The sequence below is a fragment of the Vibrio sp. ArtGut-C1 genome (genome assembly GCF_002105475.1).
Taxonomy (GTDB): domain Bacteria; phylum Pseudomonadota; class Gammaproteobacteria; order Enterobacterales; family Vibrionaceae; genus Vibrio; species Vibrio diabolicus.
The window spans coordinates 1-24,471 of sequence record NZ_NCTH01000006.1; the positions used below are offsets into that span (position 1 = coordinate 1).

Genomic DNA, 24,471 nt, shown 5'->3' on the forward strand with positions numbered 1-24,471 from the left:
CGTTGGGAAAAGAAAATCGAAAACTACGAGGCCATGTTGCATTTTGCTTGTGGCCTCATTGTTTGGAATAAATCCCTTTTGGGATAGGTTCTTAATGCCTGAATAAAAATAGCGGCTTTCTTGATCGGTACGAGTCGAATGTCAAACTTGATCATGGAAACATATGGAAGAAAACGTTTCCAAGCCTTCGTCGGCACAAAATCATCTAAAGCAATTTTGTATCCGCACTCATGCAGGTGCTTGATGGCTTCTAGCAGCTCCTCTGTCGGTTCACAATCTTCAAGGACTTCAATGACGAGAGACTCTTTGGGAAACAGAGTTGGGACCAGATTCACCAAGCTTTGATGCGGAAAGTTAACAAAGCCAAGTTTGTTCCCTAATGTGTTGTAATGCGTCGACAAAAAATGATCGGATAGCAGTCGACTAGTAGCCAGCTCTGGTTCTACTTCAGGGAAGGTATTTTTAGGACCGTCTCGAAAGAGAAGTTCGTAACCTATGGTTCGTTTTTCTCTATCCAGAATCGGTTGGCGAGCTACGTAAGAATACTTCAATTAGGTACTTCGTTCTGTTTAACTTAGTATTATGATAATAGCGATTTTTTACAAAATATCTACGACTTGAGCGTGAATCTTCTACACGCTCTACATGCTTAACGCAAATTCTGTATGAATGGTCTCGTTTGTAGGTCAAAGCCATCAGAATTTACTTGTAAAACTGAGCCTTGCGTATACCAATCCCCTAAAACTATCCGGGTCTTTTTAACGCCATCGACGTCAAAAAAATGTGTATTCGGGCGATGAGTGTGACCATGAATCATTAAGTTGACGCAATTCTGAGACATCACTTTCTCGACTTCATTTTGATTGACGTCCATGATATCTAAAGGCTTGCTCATTTTATCATCACGAATATCGGATTGAACTTTTGAGACAATTTTCTTCTTAATAAACCAAGGAATGTGATTAAATAGCCATTGCAACCAAGGTTGATGAACAGTCTTACGGAATTTTTGATAATCAATGTCGTCAGTACACAGGGTGTCACCGTGGAGAATAACCGCTTTAGTACCATAAAGGTCTATGAGGCTAACTTCATCCAGTAATGTAATGCCTGTCTCTTTACAGAAGCGTTTTCCCAATAGGAAGTCGCGATTGCCCTGAATGAAATAAACAGGAACGCCAGTCTTTGTTAGTTGCTGGAACTCAGTACGGATTTGATTGGCAAAAGGAGTTTTGTCATCGTCTCCAACCCAAAACTCGAACAGATCGCCTAATACATAAAGTGCATCGGCTTTCGTTGCTTCTGTTCGCATGAACGTCACAAAACATTCCGTAATATCCGGACGCGATGGGGTGAGGTGAAGATCGGAAATAAATAATGTTGTCATAGAAATAAGGGGAAGCGATGCCTCCCCATTAACTTATCTCTTAGAAATAATTCTTACGAATTATTCTTCAATTGTTGTACCAGTGATTACTACGTCCTCTAGAGGTACGTCTTGGTGCATGCCGTAAGAACCAGTGCTAACGCCTTTGATCTTATTTACGATGTCCATGCCTTCTACAACTTCACCGAATACACAGTAACCCCAACCATCTAGGCTTTCGCTACGGAAATCTAGGAATGTGTTGTTGTTTACGTTGATAAAGAACTGAGAGCTTGCTGAATGCGGCTCCATAGTACGCGCCATAGCAAGTGTACCCACTTTGTTGCTTAGGCCGTTGTTTGCTTCGTTCTTGATAGGTGCACGTGATGCTTTTTCACGTAGACCAGGTTCCATGCCACCACCTTGGATCATGAAACCGTCAATAACACGGTGGAAAAGAGTGTTGTCGTAAAAGCCATCGCGGCAGTACTGAAGGAAGTTTGCGCTAGTCTCTGGCGCTTTCTCTTCGTTTAGTTGAATCTTGATGTCACCAAAATTAGTGTGAAGGGTGATCATGCTACTTTCCTTTACTGTGTTGTGTTGAGCCCGAGATTCTAGCCTAAGTTCTAGTGCTTTAAAAACTCAGGAAGAGGAAATTCTTCGTTTTGTGCTTGAAGTTTAGCCGATTATCGTTTTATCGGTTAATTGCTATTACCTAACCAGGTCGGAGTTGATATACTCGACCTTCTTTTATTCATTCACAATCATAGATAGAGATCATGTTAAAGATATATAACACACTCACAAGACAGAAAGAGGAATTCAAACCAATTACAGCTGGCAAAGTCGGCATGTATGTCTGTGGAGTTACCATCTACGATCTCTGTCACATCGGTCACGGTCGCACTTTTGTCTCCTTTGATGTGGTATCACGTTACCTTCGTTACCTAGGTTACGATCTAACGTTTGTACGCAACATCACAGACATCGATGATAAGATCATTAAACGTGCGGCTGAAAATGGCGAGTCTTGTGACTCATTGACCGAGCGCTTGATCGGTGAAATGCACGCAGACTTCGACGCATTAAACATGAAGCGCCCAGATATTGAGCCTCGTGCAACCCAGTTTATTCCAGAAATCATCGAACTTGTTCAAAAACTGATTGAACGTGGTTTTGCTTACGTTGCCGATAATGGCGATGTAATGTTTGAGGTTCGCAAGTTTGACGAATACGGCAAACTGTCTAAACAAGATTTGGATCAGCTGCAAGCGGGCGCGCGCGTTGATGTCGAAACAGCCAAACGCAGCCCACTAGACTTCGTTCTTTGGAAGATGTCTAAACCAGGTGAACCTACGTGGGAATCACCATGGGGCCCTGGTCGTCCAGGCTGGCACATTGAATGTTCTGCTATGAACTCTTCAATCCTAGGCGATCACTTTGATATTCACGGTGGCGGCTCTGATCTTCAGTTCCCACACCACGAAAACGAAATCGCGCAATCATGCTGTGCACACGACACTAAGTACGTAAATACTTGGATGCACAGTGGCATGGTGATGGTAGATCGCGAGAAGATGTCTAAGTCTCTAGGCAACTTCTTTACTATCCGTGACGTACTTGGTCACTACGATGCAGAAACGGTTCGTTACTTCCTTATGTCTGGTCACTACCGTAGCCAGTTAAACTACAGCGAAGAGAACCTAAACCAAGCACGCGCTTCGCTTGAGCGTCTATACACTTCTCTACGTGGTTTGGATCTAAATGCTGCTCCTGCTGGTGGTGAAGAGTATGTATCTCGCTTTACAGCAGCGATGAACGATGACTTCAATACGCCAGAAGCGTACTCAGTTCTGTTCGACATGGCGCGCGAAGTTAACCGTCTGAAAACAGAAAACCTAGAGAAAGCGAGCGAGCTAGGTGCGCTAATGCGTGAACTAGCAGATGTGATCGGTATTCTTCACCAAGATCCAGAAGCCTTCCTAAAAGGTGATGCAGGTAACGATGATGAAGTGGCTGAAATCGAAGCTCTTATCAAGCTGCGTAACGACTCTCGCGCTGCGAAAGATTGGGCGAATGCAGATATGGCTCGTGACAAGCTAACCGAAATGGGCATTGTTCTGGAAGATGGTCCAGAAGGCACAACGTGGCGTCGTAAGTAATTGAATTTTCAATTTTAAAGGGCTGATAATTCAGCCCTTTTATTTTCCATTTCCATAAATTAAAACTTTAACTTTAGGTAATGCTCTGTGGCTCAGATGTATTTCTATTACTCAGCAATGAATGCGGGTAAATCAACAACGCTTCTTCAATCCTCTTTCAACTATCAAGAACGCGGCATGACGCCAGTTATTTTTACGGCGGCACTAGATGATCGCTTTGGTGTCGGTAAAGTGAGCTCTCGTATTGGTCTTCAATCTGATGCACACTTGTTTCGTCAGGATACCAATTTATATCAAGAGATCGCAGCTCTGAATGAGGTTGAGAAACGTCACTGTATTCTTGTTGATGAGTGTCAGTTCTTGTCGAAAGAGCAGGTTTACCAACTTACTGAAGTTGTTGATAAACTGCATATTCCAGTATTGTGTTATGGCCTTCGCACCGATTTTCTAGGCGAACTTTTTGAAGGCAGTAAGTACCTGTTATCTTGGGCAGACAAGTTGGTTGAGCTCAAAACGATCTGCCACTGCGGTCGCAAAGCGAATATGGTTATTCGTACCGATGAACATGGCGTGGCAATTAAAGAGGGCGATCAAGTTGCGATCGGCGGTAACGATAAGTATGTCTCCGTATGCCGCCAACATTACAAAGAAGCACTCGGTAAATAATCCGTATTCATACAGAAAAGCCACCGTAATCGGTGGCTTTTTGTTGTCTGCTAGAAAGGGCTTAGACTAAGTCAAAACCAAATCTCTCTAGCAAAACCTGGTAAGACGATTCGACTTGCTGAGGGATGTTCTGCTCGGTTTGAAATCCTTTCTCTGGATAGCTTTTTACACGAGAGAAATCTTCCATTAGTGCTTCTAGCACCATCATTAATGGCATGTCTTCATTAATATACTCAAAAAACGGATGAGCCGTAGAGCTTACTTGGAGCTGGGAGTAGGGTGACTGCCACTGTTTTTCAAATGTCGCTATAGCTCTGCGTTCCATAAATGGTTTTTGCACCAGAATAAACGATGAGCAATTTTTTCCTTCCTCTTTCAATCGTTGCTCAGTAAAGCGAACGTTTTCTCCACTATTGGTGGATTCAGCTTCGAGCAAAATTGCTTCACTGGGCACACCTGACATCTTGGCAATTTCGGCAAAAGTTTCCGCTTCGCTTTTTTCAAACAGTCCATCGGTAAAACGACCTTCTCCCCCTGAAAATACAATCAAAGGCGCTAACTTTTGGTGGTACAGATTTGCTGCATGCTCTGCTACACGCACATCGTTACTGCACATCACAAACAAACAGTCTGCGGGTTTCAGCTCATGTTTGAGTTGCATGTAATCCCAAAGTGTTTCTATGTGTCGATAGAGTTTCATAGCGCGTCCAAAGTTGAGTTGAAATGAAATTGATAGCCAAGTGAGAGTAGTTTGTCTGCGAGAATGCGCTTATCTGTTTGTTCTGTGACTGGTGGAAGAGGTATCTCACTTTCGCTCTTATTTATAGCGGCTTGGTAGAACTCCGCCTTGCTGACGGTATGCGGTGTGGTCACGTTAATAACTTGGTTGCTTAATTTATCTAAAGCAAATTTGGCCGCCGATACCGCATCGTCTTGATGAAGCATATTAGCAGGCGCTTTACGACTGACTTGTTTTAGTCTCATTGCAAAGCGAGAAGGGTGCCTATCTGGTCCAATTAGCCCGCTACAACGCATAATGACGAAGCTAATATTAGAGTCGATAACATGCTGCTCGGCTTGCAGCATAATACGTGCATTGTCAGAGAAATAAGGGCTGTCGGCTGCTAAAGAGAGTGACGCATCTGCTTCTTCCATATCAGAAGCTAGGTTGGGATACACCGTTGTAGAGCTAATCATAACGAGCTTTTCAACGTTGTTTTGCTTTGCTGCGTTTGCGAGCATTTGCCATTGTTGGGCGTATTCTTGTCCGCGTCCTTTACGAAAACCAGGGGGAAAAGCACCGACAACGTGAGTAATTTGATGTTGCTTAAGCAACTCATCTAGCCGTTTCGCCGCGTTAAGTTGATTAAAATCGAATAATGCGGAGTGAGTTAATGAAGCGGGTAACTCGTTTAACCGAGCTTGGTTACGACGAGTAACGACAACGTGGTGTCCGTCTTTCATCAAAGTTTCTGCTAGCGGAGTTCCGAGCCAGCCTGCACCTACGATCAATGTATTTGCCATTTGGGTCTTCCTACTTACTTATTTATGTCTGCTCGAATAGATTGAGCAGCTCTGCTTTGGCTTGTTGATGGAGGGGATCTGAATGCCATTTCTGATGTTGAATAAGGTCAACATTGACTTGCCAAGCCAGCTTTGTGAAATCATCCCCAACTCTTTTCAGTGTGTTCGGTGAATACGCGACTAAATGCTCTGGAAGAAAGCACCAACCAAACCCTTTATTCGCTAATTCCAACAAAATATAGTAGTTATCAGCGTACCAGATATCCGGGCTGAATGCTTGATTGAGACCACATGGCTCTGCGTTTTTGGAGCGTATGACCAGTTGACGATGTTGTTTGAGTTGATCAATGTGAGTGACGCGTTGCTGTGCTAGAGCGTGCGTTGAAGAGACATAGACATCGAACGCAATGTTACCAAGATTAGTGAAATCGATATGTCTCGGCATTTGTAAGTCACTCAAAATAATCCCAGTAGTGGCGCGCTCCGATTTGACCAATTCAATAATATCCGGACTTGAAGCAGTCAAGCATTCAACTTGCAAATGTGGAAAGCGTTGCTCTAAATTTTTTAGCACGTCGGGCAAGCGAGTCAGAGGAATCCCTTCATCAATGGCTAAAACCAATTTATTAGTTGGTGTTGAAAAAAGCTGTGATGCTCTGTTGTTTAATCGGTCTAGTTGGCTGATTGCCGCTTGTGCATAAGGTATGAGCGCGAGGCCACTCTCGGTTAATTTCGGGTATCGACCAGAGCGATCAAATAGATCAACACCACAGTCGACCTCCATATTTATGATGTGTTGGCTGACTACGGATTGAGCTCGCCCCAGTTTTCTTGCCGCGCCTGAAAATGATCCGGTTTCTGATGTAGCAATGAAAGCTTGCAGTTGTTCGATGGTAAACATATCGCTTTTGCCGATGGTATCTAACTTTTTGTTATCTGAATAATAGATAAAATTCTAAGCATTGAGTAGAACTATTTGGACAGAGAAATATGACTCGTAACGAACGAATTTTTCATGCAGTACTTTTTGAGTTAATCGCACTCGCGATCATTGTGCCAGCGGCTTCATTGATCACCGGAAAGGGATCGAGTGATCTCGCGTTAGTTGGGATTGGGTTGAGCATGTATACCGTCGTGTGGAATTACATCTACAACTTGTACTTTGATAAGTGGTTTGGCAGCAATCGAACTGAGCGAAGTTTAGCGATGCGTTTTGGGCATACAATTGGATTCGAGGGAGGGTTGATCTTTATCTCTATACCCGTCATTGCTTGGTTCTTAGAAATTACGCTTCTCCAAGCTCTGGTGTTGGAAGCTGGCTTCCTAGTGTTCTTCCTATTTTATGCCACAGGCTTTAATTGGTTGTACGACAAGGTGCAGCCATTTAGCAAAATGAAAAAACGATTAGCACCGCAGGTTTCGGCAGGAACAAAATGCAGGGACCAATAAAAAACGCCACCGAATTCGGTGGCGTTTTTGTTCAAATTACACAGAAAGGACTCTTAAAATCTTATCTGCATGCTCTGCGACTTCAATACCTTCATCTGTTAAATAACCACCATCAGGCTGTGTACAAAGTTGCTTCTCGTATAGACGAGCAACGGCTGCCTGCATTTCTTCTGACGCGTCTGTATGAACTTTAATACCAGTTGCAGCACTACTTAGGTCGAACTGAAGAAGTAGGTTCAATTCGGCGATATGTTCAGCTGAATATTTCATAAATGATTCCTTTACGCTTTTTTTACCAAGCTAGTCTGAAAAGAAGAGTTGAGCAACATTAAACGATAAGAAGTGTTAAGTATGGCGCTATCAGGCTGATATAACGCAGGATCTTTGTTCGAAAGGCAGAATACTTGTTAAGTATCAATGATAGTTATGATTGCGAATGATAGTTGACCTTTATCGGTTGATCTCTCGATAACAACATTTTTAGTAAACATGTCAAATAGCGCTTGAAAAAGTAGGGAAATGGAGCGATTATCCGCGCCTCTTTAATTGTTTCTAAATGTTACACCACAATGAACTTCAATCAGTTTGACTCACTATTACCGCCTCAGGCTGCGGAACGCGCGGCTGAAGTGGGGGTAGGTAAAGCAACTAAAGCACCGATCAAATCTTTTTTATTGGCAATTTCTGCCGGACTTCATATTGGTATTGCGTTCATCTTTTACACCACGGTGACAACAGGTGCAGGCGACCTTCCATGGGGTATTACCAGGCTAATCGGTGGCCTAGCCTTCAGCCTTGGTTTGATTCTTGTTGTCGTTACAGGTGGTGAGCTTTTCACTAGCTCAGTATTAACATTGGTAGCGCGAGCGAGTGGAAAGATCTCGTGGCAAGCGCTAATCAAAAACTGGTTTGTGGTTTATTTCGGCAACATGGTTGGTGCTCTTTTGTTGGTAGCATGCATGTTGGTCACCAAGCAGTATATGTTTGATCACGGCCAAGTTGGCCTCAACGCGATGGCGATCTCTCAACACAAATTGCACCATGGTTTCTTTGCTGCTGTTGCGCTTGGCATCATGTGTAACGTGCTGGTGTGTATTGCTGTTTGGATGACGTTTAGTGGACGTACATTAACTGACAAAATAGCGGTCATGATTCTGCCAGTAGCTATGTTCGTGTCGGCAGGTTTCGAGCACTGTATTGCGAACATGTTCCAAGTACCCATGGCGATTGGAATCAAATATTTTGCACCGGAAGCATTTTGGCAAATGACAGGGGCGGATATTGCAAACTATGCGGACTTAAACATGATGGGGTTCATCGTAAATAACCTTATCCCTGTAACGATAGGGAACATCATTGGTGGCGGTGTATTCGTTGGTATGTGGTATTGGATGATTTATCTACGTGATGAAGACAAGCATTTACGATAAATCTAAAAGAATAAAAGAAAGGCGAGCCAAATGGTTCGCCTTTCTTTTATTCGTGTCGATAAGTTTCACACAAATCGAGTGAGTTAAATCAGCTCTTCATTGATGCCAAAATCGGTTGGGAGCCAATGAGAAGTCACTTCCTTTGGTTCTTGAACGAGCCAGTCCAGAGGTGCATCGGATAGGAGTTCATCGTAATTTTCTTTGATCATTAAGACATCCATGTACGTCTCTCCAAGTTTGTGGTCACTATCTTTACTCTAAAATTAGAATATGTCAGGCAAGTGATCAAAGCATGACGATTAGATTGATCACTTATGCTGCTATGTTTCTGGTTGCGTATGGGTTTAGGGTGTTTATCCACATTTTCTGTGGATAACCTGTCTCAAAGACCGTGCGTATCTACACTTGCAAAGAAAATTTCATAAAATTAGAGGCTTATACTCGAGAGAATTCTGTCTGACTTTTCTCCTGAAAGCATCTTGATGAATGTTGAAAGAATGGATGAGTGATTCAGTTAAAAGTGCGTTTGACTTGATAATACAAGCCCTTTCACTGGCTTTGTTCACACGCTTAAACTATCTATGAGTTTTGGTAGGTTCTGGTTGTTGGATTTTTATTTTGATCCGGCCTTCTTTCGTTTGTACCCAGCTCAGTGTCATCTCCAGCGTAATAGCGACGGAGGTACTCAACATGACGAAAATAGCCAGCATAATCACTAACTGATATTTAATCGCAACCATCGGGCTTGTGCCACCTAGAATTTGACCAGTCATCATGCCTGGCAAGGTAACCAGCCCTGTAGTGGCCATAGAGGCTAAAGTCGGAGCAAGTGACTTTCTAAGGGCCTCTTGAATGAAGGGGAATGATGCATAACGAGGAGAGGCTCCAAGTGAGATAGCAGCCTCGTATTCTGATTGTCTCTGTTCAAAAGCCGTAAATAAATTCTGCAGTGCGATGATGTTACTACTTAAGCTGTTACCCAATAGCATGCCCGCTAGTGGGATCATGTACTGGGCGTTGTAAATAGGGGATGGCTGCACTAGGCCTGCGGTAATCGCTATAAGAAGTGGAATTAGGCCACAGGTTAAGCCTGTAAGAAGAGGAAGCATAAGTGGCTTTTTAGGCAGGCGAGCTTTTCCTGCAATTGAGCTTGCACCAATCAGTAGCATGATGGCAAGCCAAAGTATATTGATAAGTAAGCTGTTTAATTGAAAAAGATATTCTAAATACACGCCAATCAATATGAGCTGAAGTGTCATACGAATAACACTGATTATCGTGTCTTTCGCAATCCCTAATTTGTAGCGGGCATTAATAAAGAAGGGAACCAACAAAATCAGACCAAACAATGCCAGTTTGGTCCAACTTATATCCACCACGCTATCCATAATCGCTCCTCGAAAATCCGCGAATAATTGTAACTAAGCTCCTCCTTTATATGAACATCAATGTGCATTTTTTGATGTTCTCAACGTAAACCTTTAGCGCTATTCTTGTCATTATTTTGCATCATTTTATTCACAATTTATTATCTTTTGACGGGTTTTTAAGCCAATTTATGACCCGTTAATTACTATCCAAATGTAACTTATGTTTGGTAAATGTTGTCGTTTTAACAATTGGTTAAAAGACTTATTTTGTCACATCTGTTCATGTTTTTTAATAAATAACATCAATCAATCACATCTCTGGATGAGCTCAAAAAAGTGTTGAATTACAAGGCCTGAGAGCTCTTATTTGATTGAACCTTACTATTAGTATGGTCTAACATTTTCCATTAGAGATTGTAAAAAACTTAAGCTTGGTTACGCGGGCTTTTCAATAACACTAGATACAAAATAGGCAAATGTATGAGTGATGTTAATAAAATTGAGAGTGGTGAAAAACGCTCCCTGGAGTGGAAGTCGTTCCTCTTCATTGCAGTTGTTCTCTTCCCAATTCTGAGTGTGGCTTTTGTCGGCGGTTATGGGTTCATCGTTTGGATGTTGCAAGTGTTCTTCTTTGGACCTCCAGGCGCGCACGGCATGTAAGCCTGTGAGCTCATAACCACACTTTTGAAAAGATTTTAAGAGAGCAAATAATGAAATCATTAATCATTAAACTGTGGCGTACCATGACGCGCCCAGCTGTACATATCAGCCTAGGTGTGCTGACTATGGGCGGCTTCATTGCTGGTGTTATCTTTTGGGGTGGCTTTAACACCGCTCTAGAAGCAACCAACACAGAAGAATTCTGTATTAGTTGTCACACAATGCGTGACAACGTGTACGTTGAGCTGCAAGAAACGGTTCACTGGAAAAACCATTCAGGCGTTCGTGCTACTTGCCCTGACTGTCACGTTCCTCATAACTGGACAGACAAAATTGCTCGTAAAATGCAGGCATCTAAAGAGGTATTTGCACAGGTATTTGGCAACTACGACGAACCGGGTGTGTTCGAAGAGCGTCGTATCGAACTTGCGAAACACGAATGGGATCGTTTCTCGGCAAACAAATCTTTAGAGTGTAAGAACTGTCACAACTACGAATCGATGGATTTCGAGCAAATGTCTCCAACCGCTCGTATCCAAATGAAGCAAGCAGCAGAGAAAGATCAAAGCTGTGTTGACTGTCATAAAGGTATCGCACATAACCTGCCAGCAGGTATGGACAGCATCGGCGGTATCGTGGGTGACCTAGAAGGTATGACTTCAAATACAGATTACTCTGTAGGTCAGCAACTAGTGAGTGTTCGTCACCTACCTATTTACTTTGATGCACAAGGCACTAAAGAAGCCGGTCTTCTTAACCCAGCATCGACCGTTAAAGTTCTTGAAGACAAAGGCGAGTTTGTTGAAATCGAAATCGATGGCTGGCGTAAAGCGAAAGGTTTTGGTCGCGTAATTCAAGAAGACTTCGGTAAGAACATTGCGACTGCGTCTCTGATGAAAGAAGCAGCGACAGATAGCAACATTGTGACGACTGGTGAGAAAAAAGTGGATGAGCTAACGGGTCTTCCATGGGAAAAAGTGGCAGCGAAAGTATGGCTTAAGAAAGAGTCTATGCTGAACGACATCAATCCTGTTTGGGAAAAATCTCGTGAAGCGTACAAGACCAACTGTTCTGTATGTCACACGCAACCTGCGGAAGCGCACTTCGACGCGAACACCTGGCCAGGTATGTTCGACGGTATGTTGGCGTTCGTTAACCTAGATACAGACAGTGAAGCCCTGATCTTGAAGTATCTACAGAAACACTCTTCAGATTATGCTGAAGGTCACCACTAATAAGCGTCGGATTGGAGTAATTTAAATGGCTATTACACGAAGAAGTTTTCTTAAAGGTGTAGCAACCACAAGTGCAGCGTCAGTTATTGGTCCTAGCTTATTGGCGTCAGCCTCTGCCAATGCTGTTGAGACGACAGGTACTTGGAAAGTAACAGGTTCTCACTGGGGCGCGTTCCGCGCCCACATCTACGCGGGTAAAGTTCAAGAGATCAAACCGCTAGAGCTAGACAAAAACCCAACTGAAATGCTAAACGGCATCAAGGGCATTATTTACAGCCCTTCACGTGTACGTTACCCAATGGTTCGTCTAGATTGGTTGAAGAAACACAAATACAGCGCCGATACTCGCGGTAACAACCGTTTCATCCGCGTGACTTGGGATGAAGCGCTAGATTTGTTCTACCGCGAACTAGAACGTATTCAAAAAGACTACGGTCCATGGGCGCTACACGCAGGTCAAACAGGTTGGAACCAAACAGGTTCATTCAACAACTGTACCGCGCACATGCAACGTGCAGTGGGTATGCACGGCAACTTTATCACGAAAGTAGGTGACTACTCGACGGGTGCAGGTCAAACCATCATGCCTTACGTACTTGGTTCAACAGAAGTTTACGCACAAGGTACGTCTTGGTCTGAAATCCTAGAGAACTCTGACAACATCGTTCTTTGGGCTAACGACCCAGTGAAAAACCTTCAAGTAGGTTGGAACTGTGAAACGCATGAGTCGTTTAAGTACCTGGCACAACTAAAAGAAAAAGTAGCGAAAGGTGAGATCAACGTTCTATCTGTAGACCCAGTGAAGAACAAGACTCAGCGCTACTTAGAGAACGATCACTTGTACATTAACCCGCTGACAGACGTAGCGTTCATGCTTGCTGTGGCGCACGTGCTGTACAACGAAGACTTGTACGATAAGAAGTTCATTGATACTTACTGTCTAGGCTTTGAAGAGTTTATTCAATACGTTCAAGGTAAGACAAAAGACAAAGTAGAGAAAACACCAGAGTGGGCTGCGGCTATCTGTGGCGTGAAAGCGGACAAGATTCGCGAATTCGCGCGTATGCTAGTAAGTGGCCGTACACAGATCCTGATGGGTTGGTGTATCCAGCGTCAAGAGCACGGTGAGCAACCATACTGGGCGGCGGCTGTGGTTGCTGCAATGGTTGGTCAAATCGGTCTACCTGGCGGTGGCATCTCTTACGGTCACCACTACTCAAGTATCGGTGTGCCTTCTACTGGTTTCGCGGGCCCTGGTGGTTTCCCTCGTAACCTTGACCAAGGTATGAAGCCGAAGTGGGACAACAACGACTTTAACGGTTACAGCCGTACTATCCCAGTTGCACGTTGGATCGACTGTCTGCTTGAGCCAGGCAAAGAGATCAACTACAACGGCGGTAAAGTGAAACTGCCAGACTTCAAGATGATGGTGATCTCGGGTTGTAACCCATGGCACCACCATCAAGATCGTAACCGCATGAAGAAAGCGTTCCGCAAACTTCAAACGGTTGTAACGATCGAGTTTGCTTGGACTGCAACATGTCGTTTCTCGGATATCGTTCTACCTGCGTGTACGCAATGGGAACGTAACGACATCGACGTATACGGTTCATACTCGAACAAAGGTCTGATTGCAATGCATCGTCTCGTCGATCCATTGTTCCAATCTAAGCCTGACTTCCAAATCATGAGTGAACTAACTCAGCGTTTTGGTCGCCGCGAAGAATACACTCGTGGTATGAGCGAGATGGAATGGATCGAAAGCCTTTACAACGATTGTAAAAAAGCGAACGAAGGTAAGTTTGAAATGCCAGAATTCAACGAGTTCTGGGAGAAGAGCGTACTAGACTTCGGTGAAGGTAAACCTTGGGTTCGTCATGCGGACTTCCGTAAAGACCCTGAGCTTAACCCACTAGGTACGCCGTCTGGTTTCATCGAGATCACGTCTCGTAAGATCGGCCGTTACGGCTACGAACACTGTCAAGAACACCCAATGTGGTTCGAAAAATCAGAGCGTTCACACGGTGGCCCTGGTTCAGATAAATACCCATTCTGGTTGCAGTCTTGTCACCCAGACAAGCGTCTGCACTCTCAAATGTGTGAATCTGAAGAGTTCCGTGCAACTTACGCGGTGCAAGGTCGTGAGCCTGTTTACATCAACCCAGCGGATGCGAAAGCGAAAGGCATCAAAGACGGTGACTTAGTGCGCGTATTCAACGGTCGTGGTCAGTTATTAGCTGGTGCTGTTCTTACTGACAGCTACCCACGTGGCGTTATTCGTATCGAAGAAGGTGCATGGTACGGCCCTCTAAACGAGAAAGAGGGCGCAATCTGTACTTACGGTGACCCTAACACGCTAACGCAAGACATTGGCTCTTCTGAACTTGCGCAGGCGACTTCTGCGAACACATGTATCGTAGACTTCGAGAAGTTCACCGGCAAAGTACCGCCAGTGACTTCATTCGGTGGTCCAATCGAAGTTGCTTAATTAATGCAATTCACATCAATCGAAATACCAGCCTTCGGGCTGGTATTTTTTTAACCAAAATTTCAGTGAGCGTTATCTCAATAATAAATTTGTGACGCTAAACGACAGTAGGATTCGTGACGTCGATAACGAATTGGGTGGGACAAGCAGGGGATAATGAACCAAGCTAAACAATAATAATTAAGTGAGTAGACTCTTTATGGCTCAGAGCATTCAATTGGCAAATCACATTGAGATCACTGTGAATAACAACGACTTCCAAGTTGAAGTTGAGGGTAATCAATTACATTTTTCTTTTGCTGGGCTTCACAATAAAACGTTTACCGACCGTGAAGTGTTGTTCGAGATGCCGTATTTGTACGAGCACGAGGCCAACGTGATTGGCGATGGCTTCCAAATGCTGGCGCAAACAGCGGGAACGGTTAGCCATCCCGTTGAGATTGGTCGCTGTCCAGACAACAACCCTTCTTATCGAATCTATCCCAAAGATGCCCCTAAGCGTTACTACAACTATTTAGTGGTGGAAGGCTCGGCTGGCTATACCTTGTTTGGCTTTACTTCATGTCACCGTTTTGCGGGCTATTTTGATGTTGTCCTGCGTGATGGACATTGGGTTTTATCTGCCGCGATTGATGGTGAGTTTACTCAAGTGGCGGATTGGGAAAGTAATCAACTTGAATCCGTGGCGGTACTCTGCGGCCAATCTCTGTCTGAGCTTTATCAAATCTATGGAGAGATGATTGCAGAGCATCATCCTGTTCGCCAAGGTGTGACACAAGATGCGCCTGTCGGTTGGTGTTCGTGGTATGCCTACTACGCAGACGTGACAGAGCAAAACATCATGCAGAACGTTGATTGCATGCAAGATAAGCTTGAAGACCTTGAGTGGGTACTTCTGGATGATGGCTATCAAGCCTTTATGGGCGATTGGTTAATCCCATCGGATAAGTTTTCTGGTGGTGTGAAAGAGCTCATTCATAGTATCCGTGCAAAAGGCAAAAAGCCGGCGATTTGGATGGCGCCCTTTATTGCTCAACCTGAGTCGGAGATCTTCAAACAACACCCAGAGTGGTTTGTTCGTCACAAAGGTGGAAGCTTACTTAAAGCAGAAGATGTCACATACGGTGGTTGGCGCTGCACGCCTTGGTACATACTCGATACCTCAAATCCAGAAGTGCAAGACCATCTGACGAATGTGGTCTCTGTCATGAGACAAGAGTGGGGCGTTGAATTGTTCAAGCTAGACGCGAACTATTGGGGCACCTTGAAAGGTGTGCGTAAACAATCTGGTATTACCGGCGTTGAGGCATATCGCTTAGGAATGGAAGCGATTGCTAAAGGCGCTGGTGATGCGTGGCTTTTAGGTTGCAACGCGCCAATGTGGCCATCTCTAGGGCTTGTGGATGCAATGCGTGTTTCTGATGACGTAGAACGCCATAGTCGTCGTTTCGAGCAGATAGCCAAAGAAACCTTTTACCGTAGTTGGCAGCATCGAAAACTGTGGCAAATTGATCCGGATTGCGCGACATTCACGTCATTAGCTAATCAAGCCGCATCCAGAGAAGAGTATGAATTTCATCGCACGGTGTTATTGGCGTGTGGTGGTTTGCTGCTGTCTGGCGATCCGCTCCCTGAGATTACGCCATTTGCAAAGAAGACATTGGCTAAGCTCATGCTACGTCAACAACGTAACCAAGAGTCAGCAAAGTTCACGGCTTTGAGTTTAAATCATGCGTTTTTAAAACTAACGACGAAGAATGACCTTCACTGCTTGTTTAACTATGCAAGCTACGGGGCGATGGAATTTACGCTGACGTCTGATCAACCGATGGATTGGTATGATTACTGGACAGGAGAAAAGCTAAACCAAGAACCTTGTCAGTTATTGATGGTGAGCGTGGATAAAGGGTTAAATGCGAAAGCGATCGTCACGGCATAACGTGAACCAAATCGTTCGATTATAAAAACAAGAAAGGAGCCTACTGTGGCTCCTTTCTTGTTTTGACGTCCTGAGCGTTAGAACTCGAATAAAAAGTAATACCCGTATCCAACGATAAAAGCAGGAATGGACGAATAAATAGTCGCGACCAAAGCGGCTTTCGGTGCCATAGCAATGGCGGGGAATAGGGCGTCACCATCATTGGAAATCGCATTTGCCAGCTGCGCCGAAAGTGGCGCTGCACCAGAGATGTACAAGCTGGTGACTAAAATTTGCGGACCACAACCAGGTAGCATACCAATGGCTAAGCCAGCTAATGGCATCCATATCCCCCAATGAGAAAAGGTTTCTACGAGGTCGAGCCCAGAAAAATAGGTCGTCAGTTCAAACGCTAGAAACGCCACGATCACCCAAGCACTGACGAAATTCGTATCTTGGGCTGCTTTTTGAATCGGGTGTGAGTCCACGATTTTCTCATCTTCAGAGACCGTTGACTGATAATCGCCAAGTTCTTTTGTCATCGCCCATAATGACATTGTGATCACTGCGAAGATAGCGCCCAGCCATTCAATGGTATTGGCCTGCAAAGACAACAGCTGATTAATATCGATTTGGAAAGACATCAACACGGCAACGACACTAGCAGGCACAATAAGCCATTTCCAAAATGCGCCTTGTAGATTGATTGCACGTTGTTCAAGAGGCGTGTGTCGGTCTGTCTGGTGTTGGCAACAAGCATGTGTCTGAAGTGCTTCTTTTGGCTCTGGGCGCAGAAAGTTATCAGCATGAAAAGCATTAACGACCAGCCCTGAAAGAGTACCCACGATAATGCCCAATCCAACCACGCCTAATCCAACACTTGGCTTGGCGGCAAGAAGTAAAAAGGCAGCGTCACCCATTGTTGAAGTAAGTACCGCGACAATCGCACCAAATCCTACTCGACCACTAATAAATTGCGTTGTCACAACAATAGCGCCACCACAGCCAGGCAAAGCGCCCAATAAAGAAGCAAAGAAAACCTGATGATTACGCGAGCGGTGGTATAGCTCGGTGATTCGATTGGTTTTCGACATAAAGTTTGAAAGATAATGATAAATTGCCAAGGTGGCGGCAACATAGCATGACACCGCCCAGAAGGAGTCGGATAGCGTCTGTACGGCAACGTCACGTGTATTTTCATTGCCTAGCAAAATGAGCATGACGATAGGGATCAGCAATCGCTTATAAGCTAAACGAAACTGAGTAGGCTGAAACAACTGTTGTGCAGAGTGTAAAAATTGGGTCGCGTTCATCGTTTACTCAAATGCAAATAGGAATAATTATCATTATATGTAAATGAGATTTATTCGCAATAGCATTGTGAACTTTTCTTCGTGTCAAACTCTCTGAAATCAGGTAAAGTATCGGCCTTTGTGAGCAAACACGCCCTAATTAACTGTATTAGGCGGCGTATAAAATTGACTTGAATAGGAAGAAACATGATTCTAGTTGTAGGTCATAAGAACCCAGACAGTGACAGTATTTGTAGTGCACTCGTTGCAACTGAACTTCTAAAAGCGCGTGGCGTTGAAGCTATGCCAATTCGCCAAGGCGAAATCAACCGTGAAACTCAGCACATCCTAGAAGTTGCTGGCGCTGAAGTTCCTGAGCTTCGCACATCAGTTGCGGGTGAGACCGTTTGGCTAGTAGATTACTCAGATCTAGCACAAGCACCAGACGATATCGCAGAAGCTGAAATTGCGGGTATTGTTGACCACCACCGCCTAGGTGACGTGATGACAGTAAACCCAATGGAAGCATGGATCTGGCCTGTTGGTTGTACCAACACTGTTCTATTCAATATGTTCAAGATTGAAGGTCACGCGATTACTCCACAAATCGCTAAGCTAATGATGTCAGCAATTCTATCTGACACAGTAGGCTTCGCTTCTCCAACTTGTACACAAAAAGACAAAGATGCCGTTGCTGAGCTAGCGGTAATCGCAGACGTACAAGATGTTGACGCATTCACTAAAGATCTTCTAATTGCTAAGACAAACATCGAAGGTCTATCTGCGGCTGAGCTTGTTGAGAAAGACCTTAAAGGTTACCCATTCAACGGTCGTGACGTAGTAGTAGGTCAGGTTGAGCTTGCAACACTAGAGCAAGTTGACGGTATGATCGAAGCACTAGAAGCGGATCTAGAAGCGCGTTGCGAAAAAGACAACCTTGCATTTGCTGCTGTAATGCTAACAGACATCACGACTGCTCAAACTCGTCTTCTATACAAAGGTGAGTGGGCTGAGAAGCTTGTTAAGCACGAAAAAGACGGAATGCTAATGATGGAAAACACGCTAAGCCGTAAGAAGCAAGGTTGGCCTTGGCTTCAAACTGAGCTAGCTTAATTTTCTAGCATATACTTTAAATGCCCGCCTAGCTGCGGGCATTTTTCTATGGGAAATAGGAGACGAATATGTCTGAGCAACTGACCCAAGAGCAGATGGATACCATCAATCGTTACAACGAAGAGCAACGTTTAAAGTACTGCGTAAAAGAGGTTGTGGCGAATCGTAAAGTTTGGATTCTGAAAGATGAACATGGCTGTGTCATGTTAAATACAGAAGATGATGATTGTGTACCAGTATGGCCAAACGAAGAGTTTGCTTTGCAATGGGCGAATGGTGATTGGGAAGATTGCGAGCCAGAAGCGATCTCTCTAAACAAGTGGCACAGTCGTTGGACCTCTGGTCTAGAGGATGACGAGCTATCGATTGTTGTATTCCCAAATCAAAATGAAGAAGGGGTCGTATTGTTTCCTGACGAGTTTGATTTTGAACTGCGCAAACAAGCGAGCCGCCGTTAGTTTTTTGATTAGTACCCATACAATAAAGAAGCCTGCTTTAACGCAGGCTTCTTTACATTTGAACGATGACATCTTTAATAGGCTATTTTGTTTGGTGGCTTGGCGCCTTATAGAAGTGGCTTTCGACTAGGCGTTGAGTAATAGGATGTTCGGGATGAGTCAATACCTGGTTGGTTTCGCCAAACTCGACCACTTCACCTTCATGCATCACCATCACTTTGTCAGTAATGTGCTTAACAATGCCAATGTGTTGAGATACATACACAAATGACAATCCCATCTCTTCTTGCAACTCGAGGAATAAGTTAATGATCTGTGAGCGCATTGCCATATCCAAACCGTTTAACGCCTCGTCAGCGACAATGATGGAAGGTTGAAGAATAAGCGCACGAGCTAAACACACACGCTGTTTTTGACCTGCTGCTAGCATTTGTGGATAAAAATAGGCGTGTTCAGGCAACAATCCGACGCGGAGTAGGGTGTTCTTCACACGCTGCATGCGTGCATCTGGCGGCATGTTGGTATTTCGCTTTAACGGACCTTCCAAAATACGGCCAATCTGGATACGCGGGTTGAGCGATGTGTTTGGATCTTGGAAAATCATGCGAATGAGCTTACAGCGTGTCGCGTAATCTTTGTGCTCCAATCGTTCGCCATTTACACGGATTTCTCCAGAGCTTGGCTCTACAACGCCTGCAAGCATGCGGGCAAGAGTGGATTTTCCTGAACCGTTTTGGCCAATAAAACCGATAGTCTGCCCCGGCTCTAACGTAAAGCTCACCGGTTTGACAGCCTCATTAACCTGACGTTTGAATAGTCGGGAGCGCGTAACAAACTGCTTCGATAAATTATCGACTTCAAGTAACGCACTCATGACTTTTTCTCCGTGTTCAATGGAAAGTGGCAGTTAAATTTATGATTCTTAATTCGTCTGGTGTGTGGAATTTCAACACATTGTTTCTGCGCATACGGACAACGTGGACCGAGTCGACAACCGATGGGCAGATGCTGCAATGGCGGAATCGAGCCCGGTAGGGATTGGAGTTTTTGCTTGTGTGGTACCCAATCATTAAAGTCTGGCATCGCTTTAAGCAAGGCATCTGTATACGGGTGCTTGGGTGCCGCAATGATTTTACTGGTATCGGCAGACTCTACCGACTGACCACAATACATTACCGTAATGCGGCCCGCCCATTGTGTGATGGTCGCTAAGTCGTGACCGATAAGCAGAATGGTCGTGTTATTGAGCTGGTTCATACGGCTCAATAAACGCAATATTTGCGATTGGGTAATCGGGTCTAAGTCGTTGGTTGGTTCATCTGCGATCAGCAACTTTGGTTTGGTCGCTATCGCCATGGCAATCATGACTTTTTGACACTCACCATCGGTCAGTTCATAAGGATAGCTACCCATTAAGCGTTTATGGTCTTTAATCCCCACTTTGTGCAAAAGCGCGATGGCCTGTTTTTTACGCCATTTAAATCGCTCCCACCATTTCCCTTCAAACGCACGAGATGGAATGGACTCGATCAATTGACGTCCCACTTCTTCTGAAGGGTCAAGACAAGTTGAAGGCTCTTGGAAAATCATCGCAATATCACGAGCAATGACGCGCCGACGCTCTTTTGGCGTAAGCTGAAGCAAGTCAATATTGCCAAGGCGCATACGGTCTGCGGTAATGCGCCAGTTATCTTTACTTACCCCAACAATCGCTTTTGCAACCAAGCTTTTCCCTGAACCAGACTCACCTACAAGACCACGAATTTCGCCTTCATTCAAAGTTAGGCTCATTCGGTCCACGGCTTTGACCAACCCTTGAGGGGTTTCAATCTCAATAGTCAAATGTCGAATATCTAACAACGGCATTATTCGATCCCCGCATTAAGCGCTTGACGTACACCTTCACCTACTAAGTTTAGGGTAATAACGGTAAACATGATGGTTAGGCCGGGTAGGGTTACGGTCCAAGGTGCAATATAAATCAACTCGACAGAGTCACCTAATATCGCTCCCCACTCAGTACTTGGTGCTTGTGCGCCTAAGCCAAGAAAACCCAGCGCAGTAATATCTAAAATCGCAGCAGAGAGCGCGAGCGTGATTTCAGCAGCAATAACCGTCAATATGTTGGGAAGAATTGAACTCCACAACAAGTAGAAATCGTTCGCGCCATCAAGACGTGCTGCCATGATGTAGTCTTTTTCAACTTCGGTGTGGACTGCGATATAAACAGAACGAATAAAACGCGGAATCAATGCTAAGCAGATCGCGAGTAAAATGTTGAACCCACCAAAACCTAGAAATGCCACAAAAATGATCGCTAATAACAACGAGGGAATCGACATGACAGTATCGAGCAAGTGATTGAGAGTACTCGACAGTAAGCCTTTCGTCATGCCTGCTAATACGCCAATCAAACAACCTACGACCGCGGCAATCGCAGTGATGGCAACGGCTGCACCAAATGTAAGTTGAGAGCCCATGATCAAGCGTGACAAAATGTCTCGGCCTAAGTCATCGGTTCCCAAAAAGTAATCAACCGTTCCTGCTGGGGCCCATGATGGCGGCACAAGCAATTCGCCTGACTGTACTTGGGCATCAAACGGCGCAAGCAGTGGCGCAAAAATGGTAATTAGGACGATAAATACCAAGCACCATAGGCCAAACATGGCTAGCCCGTTGGCGCGGTAACTTCGCCAAAATCGCTCAAACTGAGTTGGAATGCGCTCTTCCTGATAAACGTTATTTGTTAGCATACCATTCCTTTCGAACTAGAGGGTTAATCATCGCGCCAATCAAATCAGAGAGAATATTAGCGGTGAGAACCAAAGTCGCAAGTACCATCACGCCAGCTTGGATTGATGCATAATCTTGGTTTGCCAATGCATCTAACAACCAACGACCAATACCTGGCCAGTTAAAAATAGATTCAGTGATGATAGCCAAGGTAATCATACTGGAAAGCTGAACACCAACTTTGGGGATGATAGGCGGTATCGCATTACGCAGCACATGTTGAGTAACGATCTCGCGGTTAGAGAGACCTTTGATTCTCGCTGCACGAATGTAGTTTTGGCTCATCACTTCCGCCACCGAAGAACGCATTAGTCCGACAACCTGCGTGGTTGGAGCCAAAGCGAGCACTAAACATGGCAGCACCATATGCTCAATGACGCTTTGCAGTGCGTGAGCGCGGTATTCACCTTTCGCCATGAATGCGTCGATAATGGCAAATCCGGTTACATGATCAATTTCGTAAAGCAGGTCATATCGTCCTGCCACGGGAAAGAGTTGGTATTCCAATGAAAAAACCATGATAAGTAACAAAGCCACCCAAAAAATTGGGGCGGAATAACCAGACATCGACATGAATGAAATGCTGGTGTCGAGCCATTTACCTTGCTTCATCCCAGCCACGGTTCCAAGTGGAATGCCGATCAAAAGGGACACCAAAAAGGCAAAAAAGCACAGTTCCAAAGTGGCAGGGAATACGACGGCGAGCTCATCATAAATCGCGTTGTCGTTTTTACTTATGCCAAAATCAAGCTGAGAAAGGTTGATTAAGTAAGTTTGCCAACCAGACCAAAAATCAACGTTTGCCCAGTGCGAGAGAGGGTCAAGGCGCAGCAGAGAAAAGCCCACTAACGTGAGGATCATCAAAGTGATGAAAAATAGGTTAAAGCGTCGAACGGTATACCAAAACATCAGTGAATTCTCTCAACTCTATCAAACGGTTGGGCATTGAAAGGGCTTGATTTGAAGCCTGTCAGTGATTTGTCGTGAACACGGAATTGCACACCATGTGCCAGAGGAATTACCGGGAATTCTTGATTTAAAATGTTCTGCGCTTGGCGATATAGGTTCAGACGGTAACGCGGTTCTTGGGTTTCCAATGCCAAATCGAGCAAGAAATCGAAATCATCGTTACACCACATCGATACGTTGAGGCCAACGCGATCAGACTCACAAGATAATAACGGGCGGAAAAAGTTGTCAGGGTCCCCGGTATCACCAATCCAACCAGTTAAAAGTAAATCGATGTCGTTGATGTTCTCTAAATCCACACGTTCGAATCTATCATCGGTTAGCAACGTTAACTCAACCCCAATATCGGCAAAATTCGCTTGGATTAGCTCCGCGGTCTTGCGAGGACTTGGGTTAAAGGCGCGTGGTTCAAGTGGTACCCACATGGTCAGCTCTAGACCGTCTTCATAGCCAGCATCACGGAGTAGTGCTAATGCATAGTTACGGTCATAACGAATTTTTACGCTGTCCTTTTGATAGGCCCATGAATTAGGCGGTAGCAATGTATAAGCTTGCGAGCCAGTTCCGTAGTAAACCGAATCTAAAATGTTCTGACGGTTAATCGCTAAGTTAAGTGCTTGGCGGACGCGAGCATCACTAAGTGCGGTGGTTTCAGTGTTGATCGCAATAAAGGAAACGTTGTTGGCTGGCGTAGCAGTTAGCTCAAGGTTGTCATTTTCTTGAATAACGGGTATTTGGCTCGAAATAGGCGAAGAGAGCACATCGCACTCGTTTCTTAAAAGTTTCGCCAAGGTACCAGTGCCTCGATGAGAGATATCGAACACCACTTGTTCCATTTTTGCTGGTGACTTCCAGTAATTAGAATGACGCTCTAATCGAATCAAGTCGTTCACTTGGTACTCTTTTAGTTGATATGGGCCGGTACCGATAGGAAGTTGGTCGATTTCTTCTTTATGATCTTTTGCTGCCAGTTGCTGTCCGTACTCCGCAGACAATATGACAGCATGGCTGGTGGCAATATTTGCCAAGAAGGAAAAATTTGGCTGAGATAAGGTAAACCTTACCGTATGCTCGTCAATCGCAGTCACGTCTTGCAGCAGGTTTTGAAAATCTAACCCTGCAAACCATGGATAAAAACCACCACCTACTTGGTGAAAAGGATGGTCTACATCAATGATTCGCTTGAAGCTAAATACCACATCCTTTGCATTCAATGGGCGAGTGGGAGTGAACCAGGACGTGGTTTGGAATTGAACATTACGTTTAAGCTTAAATGTGTATTCCGTTCCTGACTCATTCACAGACCAACTCTCAGCGATATTTGCTACTGGCTGATGTGATTTAGGATCGAGCGTGAGCAGCGTATCGTACAACTGCGGGCTCAGTGCCTCTGCGGTAATACCGCTATCAATAAGCTGAGGGTTAAACGTGGTTGGCTTACCTTGTCCGCAAAACACAAAGCCAGCTTTGCGAATGTCATTGTGGTCAATTTCATCACCACAAGCGGTCAGTAGGCTAATCCCAATAAGGCTCAGCGATAATCTTATAAAAGCATTCATAATATGAAATGTTCATTGG

At 44.7% G+C, this 24,471-nt stretch carries 24 protein-coding genes and 2 pseudogenes; 11 read left to right on the forward strand and 15 right to left on the reverse strand.

The genetic code is table 11. From position 1 onward, the window contains the following. A pseudogene (locus B7360_RS24405) lies at positions 1-87 on the forward strand (IS5/IS1182 family transposase); the annotation flags it as partial. Positions 88-89: 2 nt separating this feature from the next. Here the strand turns inward: B7360_RS24405 and B7360_RS06875 are convergent. The 3 genes and pseudogenes from B7360_RS06875 to B7360_RS06885 form a co-directional block, all read right to left on the reverse strand. Further along, a pseudogene (locus B7360_RS06875) lies at positions 90-551 on the reverse strand (EAL and HDOD domain-containing protein); the annotation flags it as partial. 98 nt (positions 552-649) lie between these two features. Beyond that, positions 650-1,387, reverse strand: coding sequence for a UDP-2,3-diacylglucosamine diphosphatase (gene lpxH, locus B7360_RS06880; RefSeq protein ID WP_006743038.1), 738 nt, complete (start codon positions 1,385-1,387; stop codon positions 650-652). Positions 1,388-1,447: 60 nt separating this feature from the next. Further along, positions 1,448-1,942 carry a peptidylprolyl isomerase gene (locus tag B7360_RS06885; protein WP_005390900.1) on the reverse strand — a complete coding sequence of 165 codons (495 nt, stop codon included), beginning with the start codon at positions 1,940-1,942 and terminating at the stop codon, positions 1,448-1,450. Between the two features lie 203 nt (positions 1,943-2,145). Between B7360_RS06885 and cysS the strand changes: the two genes are divergently transcribed. Both cysS and B7360_RS06895 read left to right on the forward strand, forming a co-directional pair. Continuing rightward, positions 2,146-3,528, forward strand: a complete 1,383-nt coding sequence (gene cysS, locus B7360_RS06890; protein ID WP_005390902.1) for a cysteine--tRNA ligase — start codon at positions 2,146-2,148, stop codon at positions 3,526-3,528. A gap of 87 nt (positions 3,529-3,615) precedes the next feature. Then, a complete protein-coding gene (locus B7360_RS06895) occupies positions 3,616-4,194 on the forward strand; it encodes a thymidine kinase (RefSeq protein WP_005378154.1) in 579 nt (192 codons plus the stop codon). A gap of 61 nt (positions 4,195-4,255) precedes the next feature. On the opposite strand, the gene B7360_RS06900 is transcribed toward B7360_RS06895, so the two are convergent. Genes B7360_RS06900 through B7360_RS06910 form a run of 3 tightly spaced genes read right to left on the reverse strand, consistent with a single transcriptional unit; the run spans position 4,256 to position 6,619 of the window. Then, positions 4,256-4,894: a YdcF family protein gene (locus B7360_RS06900; RefSeq protein WP_085343070.1), complete on the reverse strand. Its 639-nt coding sequence runs from the start codon at positions 4,892-4,894 to the stop codon at positions 4,256-4,258. Then, entirely contained in the window at positions 4,891-5,718 is an 828-nt protein-coding gene (locus tag B7360_RS06905; protein ID WP_085343071.1) for an NAD-dependent epimerase/dehydratase family protein, read from the reverse strand. Before B7360_RS06905 ends, B7360_RS06900 begins: the two co-directional genes overlap by 4 nt. Positions 5,719-5,740: 22 nt before the next feature. Continuing rightward, entirely contained in the window at positions 5,741-6,619 is an 879-nt protein-coding gene (locus B7360_RS06910; RefSeq protein WP_005390908.1) for a LysR family transcriptional regulator, read from the reverse strand. An 89-nt stretch (positions 6,620-6,708) separates the two neighbouring features. On the opposite strand from B7360_RS06910, the gene B7360_RS06915 reads away from it, so the two are divergent. After that, positions 6,709-7,167: a PACE efflux transporter gene (locus B7360_RS06915; RefSeq protein WP_005390910.1), complete on the forward strand. Its 459-nt coding sequence runs from the start codon at positions 6,709-6,711 to the stop codon at positions 7,165-7,167. A 36-nt stretch (positions 7,168-7,203) separates the two neighbouring features. Here the strand turns inward: B7360_RS06915 and B7360_RS06920 are convergent, their stop codons facing one another. After that, complete coding sequence (locus tag B7360_RS06920) at positions 7,204-7,437, reverse strand: TIGR02647 family protein (RefSeq protein ID WP_005378148.1); 234 nt, start codon at positions 7,435-7,437, stop codon at positions 7,204-7,206. Between the two features lie 299 nt (positions 7,438-7,736). Here B7360_RS06920 and focA point away from each other — a divergent pair, with 299 nt between their 5' ends. Further along, positions 7,737-8,597, forward strand: coding sequence for a formate transporter FocA (gene focA / locus B7360_RS06925; RefSeq protein WP_005393324.1), 861 nt, complete (start codon positions 7,737-7,739; stop codon positions 8,595-8,597). Between the two features lie 83 nt (positions 8,598-8,680). Here the strand turns inward: focA and B7360_RS25330 are convergent, their stop codons facing one another. Further along, the gene (locus B7360_RS25330; RefSeq protein WP_254903806.1) at positions 8,681-8,806 is read right to left on the reverse strand and encodes a hypothetical protein; all 126 of its coding nucleotides are present in this window, start codon (positions 8,804-8,806) and stop codon (positions 8,681-8,683) included. A gap of 366 nt (positions 8,807-9,172) precedes the next feature. Continuing rightward, positions 9,173-9,985 (reverse strand): ABC transporter permease, encoded by an 813-nt coding sequence (locus B7360_RS06930; RefSeq protein ID WP_085343073.1) that lies wholly within the window; start codon positions 9,983-9,985, stop codon positions 9,173-9,175. Positions 9,986-10,447: 462 nt separating this feature from the next. Here B7360_RS06930 and torE point away from each other — a divergent pair, with 462 nt between their 5' ends. The 4 genes from torE (at position 10,448) to B7360_RS06950 (ending at position 16,289) form a co-directional block, all read left to right on the forward strand. Further along, complete coding sequence (gene torE / locus B7360_RS06935) at positions 10,448-10,627, forward strand: trimethylamine N-oxide reductase system protein TorE (RefSeq protein WP_005378141.1); 180 nt, start codon at positions 10,448-10,450, stop codon at positions 10,625-10,627. 50 nt (positions 10,628-10,677) lie between these two features. Beyond that, positions 10,678-11,862 carry a pentaheme c-type cytochrome TorC gene (torC, locus tag B7360_RS06940; RefSeq protein WP_031780338.1) on the forward strand — a complete coding sequence of 395 codons (1,185 nt, stop codon included), beginning with the start codon at positions 10,678-10,680 and terminating at the stop codon, positions 11,860-11,862. Positions 11,863-11,887: 25 nt separating this feature from the next. Further along, positions 11,888-14,350, forward strand: coding sequence for a trimethylamine-N-oxide reductase TorA (gene torA / locus B7360_RS06945; RefSeq protein WP_041156583.1), 2,463 nt, complete (start codon positions 11,888-11,890; stop codon positions 14,348-14,350). 199 nt (positions 14,351-14,549) lie between these two features. Then, positions 14,550-16,289, forward strand: a complete 1,740-nt coding sequence (locus tag B7360_RS06950; RefSeq protein WP_085343075.1) for a glycoside hydrolase family 36 protein — start codon at positions 14,550-14,552, stop codon at positions 16,287-16,289. A gap of 77 nt (positions 16,290-16,366) precedes the next feature. On the opposite strand, the gene B7360_RS06955 is transcribed toward B7360_RS06950, so the two are convergent. Then, the gene (locus tag B7360_RS06955) at positions 16,367-17,581 is read right to left on the reverse strand and encodes a putative manganese transporter (protein WP_085343077.1); all 1,215 of its coding nucleotides are present in this window, start codon (positions 17,579-17,581) and stop codon (positions 16,367-16,369) included. Positions 17,582-17,767: 186 nt separating this feature from the next. Here B7360_RS06955 and B7360_RS06960 point away from each other — a divergent pair, with 186 nt between their 5' ends. Next, positions 17,768-18,673 (forward strand): manganese-dependent inorganic pyrophosphatase, encoded by a 906-nt coding sequence (locus tag B7360_RS06960; RefSeq protein WP_005393312.1) that lies wholly within the window; start codon positions 17,768-17,770, stop codon positions 18,671-18,673. A gap of 68 nt (positions 18,674-18,741) precedes the next feature. Further along, positions 18,742-19,131 (forward strand): DUF2750 domain-containing protein, encoded by a 390-nt coding sequence (locus tag B7360_RS06965; protein WP_085343079.1) that lies wholly within the window; start codon positions 18,742-18,744, stop codon positions 19,129-19,131. Between the two features lie 82 nt (positions 19,132-19,213). Here B7360_RS06965 and B7360_RS06970 read toward each other — a convergent pair whose 3' ends face one another. Genes B7360_RS06970 through sapA form a run of 5 tightly spaced genes read right to left on the reverse strand, consistent with a single transcriptional unit; the run spans position 19,214 to position 24,452 of the window. Beyond that, positions 19,214-20,005 (reverse strand): ATP-binding cassette domain-containing protein, encoded by a 792-nt coding sequence (locus B7360_RS06970; RefSeq protein WP_005393308.1) that lies wholly within the window; start codon positions 20,003-20,005, stop codon positions 19,214-19,216. Continuing rightward, on the reverse strand, positions 20,002-20,997 hold the full coding sequence (locus tag B7360_RS06975) for an oligopeptide/dipeptide ABC transporter ATP-binding protein (RefSeq protein WP_005378126.1): 996 nt from the start codon (positions 20,995-20,997) through the stop codon (positions 20,002-20,004). Before B7360_RS06975 ends, B7360_RS06970 begins: the two co-directional genes overlap by 4 nt. After that, the gene (locus B7360_RS06980) at positions 20,997-21,884 is read right to left on the reverse strand and encodes an ABC transporter permease subunit (RefSeq protein ID WP_085343081.1); all 888 of its coding nucleotides are present in this window, start codon (positions 21,882-21,884) and stop codon (positions 20,997-20,999) included. The genes B7360_RS06975 and B7360_RS06980 overlap by 1 nt, the downstream gene beginning before the upstream one ends. Then, positions 21,871-22,833, reverse strand: a complete 963-nt coding sequence (locus B7360_RS06985; protein ID WP_085343083.1) for an ABC transporter permease subunit — start codon at positions 22,831-22,833, stop codon at positions 21,871-21,873. The genes B7360_RS06980 and B7360_RS06985 overlap by 14 nt, the downstream gene beginning before the upstream one ends. Next, positions 22,833-24,452, reverse strand: coding sequence for an ABC transporter substrate-binding protein SapA (gene sapA, locus B7360_RS06990; protein WP_005393298.1), 1,620 nt, complete (start codon positions 24,450-24,452; stop codon positions 22,833-22,835). Before sapA ends, B7360_RS06985 begins: the two co-directional genes overlap by 1 nt. Between the last annotated feature and the right edge of the window lie 19 nt (positions 24,453-24,471).

Bases quoted from the DNA above. Each gene is read 5' to 3' on its own strand.
- B7360_RS06955 (WP_085343077.1), bottom strand. From the start codon at position 17,581: ATGAACGCGACCCAATTTTTACACTCTGCACAACAGTTGTTTCAGCCT.
- B7360_RS06930 (WP_085343073.1), bottom strand. From the start codon at position 9,985: ATGGATAGCGTGGTGGATATAAGTTGGACCAAACTGGCATTGTTTGGT.
- focA (WP_005393324.1), top strand. From the start codon at position 7,737: ATGAACTTCAATCAGTTTGACTCACTATTACCGCCTCAGGCTGCGGAA.
- B7360_RS06985 (WP_085343083.1), bottom strand. From the start codon at position 22,833: ATGTTTTGGTATACCGTTCGACGCTTTAACCTATTTTTCATCACTTTG.
- B7360_RS06965 (WP_085343079.1), top strand. From the start codon at position 18,742: ATGTCTGAGCAACTGACCCAAGAGCAGATGGATACCATCAATCGTTAC.
- sapA (WP_005393298.1), bottom strand. From the start codon at position 24,452: ATGAATGCTTTTATAAGATTATCGCTGAGCCTTATTGGGATTAGCCTA.
- B7360_RS06980 (WP_085343081.1), bottom strand. From the start codon at position 21,884: ATGCTAACAAATAACGTTTATCAGGAAGAGCGCATTCCAACTCAGTTT.
- torE (WP_005378141.1), top strand. From the start codon at position 10,448: ATGAGTGATGTTAATAAAATTGAGAGTGGTGAAAAACGCTCCCTGGAG.
- B7360_RS06970 (WP_005393308.1), bottom strand. From the start codon at position 20,005: ATGAGTGCGTTACTTGAAGTCGATAATTTATCGAAGCAGTTTGTTACG.
- B7360_RS06910 (WP_005390908.1), bottom strand. From the start codon at position 6,619: ATGTTTACCATCGAACAACTGCAAGCTTTCATTGCTACATCAGAAACC.
- B7360_RS06920 (WP_005378148.1), bottom strand. From the start codon at position 7,437: ATGAAATATTCAGCTGAACATATCGCCGAATTGAACCTACTTCTTCAG.
- B7360_RS06960 (WP_005393312.1), top strand. From the start codon at position 17,768: ATGATTCTAGTTGTAGGTCATAAGAACCCAGACAGTGACAGTATTTGT.
- B7360_RS06900 (WP_085343070.1), bottom strand. From the start codon at position 4,894: ATGAAACTCTATCGACACATAGAAACACTTTGGGATTACATGCAACTC.
- torC (WP_031780338.1), top strand. From the start codon at position 10,678: ATGAAATCATTAATCATTAAACTGTGGCGTACCATGACGCGCCCAGCT.
- B7360_RS06975 (WP_005378126.1), bottom strand. From the start codon at position 20,997: ATGCCGTTGTTAGATATTCGACATTTGACTATTGAGATTGAAACCCCT.
- cysS (WP_005390902.1), top strand. From the start codon at position 2,146: ATGTTAAAGATATATAACACACTCACAAGACAGAAAGAGGAATTCAAA.
- lpxH (WP_006743038.1), bottom strand. From the start codon at position 1,387: ATGACAACATTATTTATTTCCGATCTTCACCTCACCCCATCGCGTCCG.
- B7360_RS06950 (WP_085343075.1), top strand. From the start codon at position 14,550: ATGGCTCAGAGCATTCAATTGGCAAATCACATTGAGATCACTGTGAAT.
- B7360_RS06885 (WP_005390900.1), bottom strand. From the start codon at position 1,942: ATGATCACCCTTCACACTAATTTTGGTGACATCAAGATTCAACTAAAC.
- B7360_RS25330 (WP_254903806.1), bottom strand. From the start codon at position 8,806: ATGATCAAAGAAAATTACGATGAACTCCTATCCGATGCACCTCTGGAC.
- B7360_RS06915 (WP_005390910.1), top strand. From the start codon at position 6,709: ATGACTCGTAACGAACGAATTTTTCATGCAGTACTTTTTGAGTTAATC.
- B7360_RS06905 (WP_085343071.1), bottom strand. From the start codon at position 5,718: ATGGCAAATACATTGATCGTAGGTGCAGGCTGGCTCGGAACTCCGCTA.
- torA (WP_041156583.1), top strand. From the start codon at position 11,888: ATGGCTATTACACGAAGAAGTTTTCTTAAAGGTGTAGCAACCACAAGT.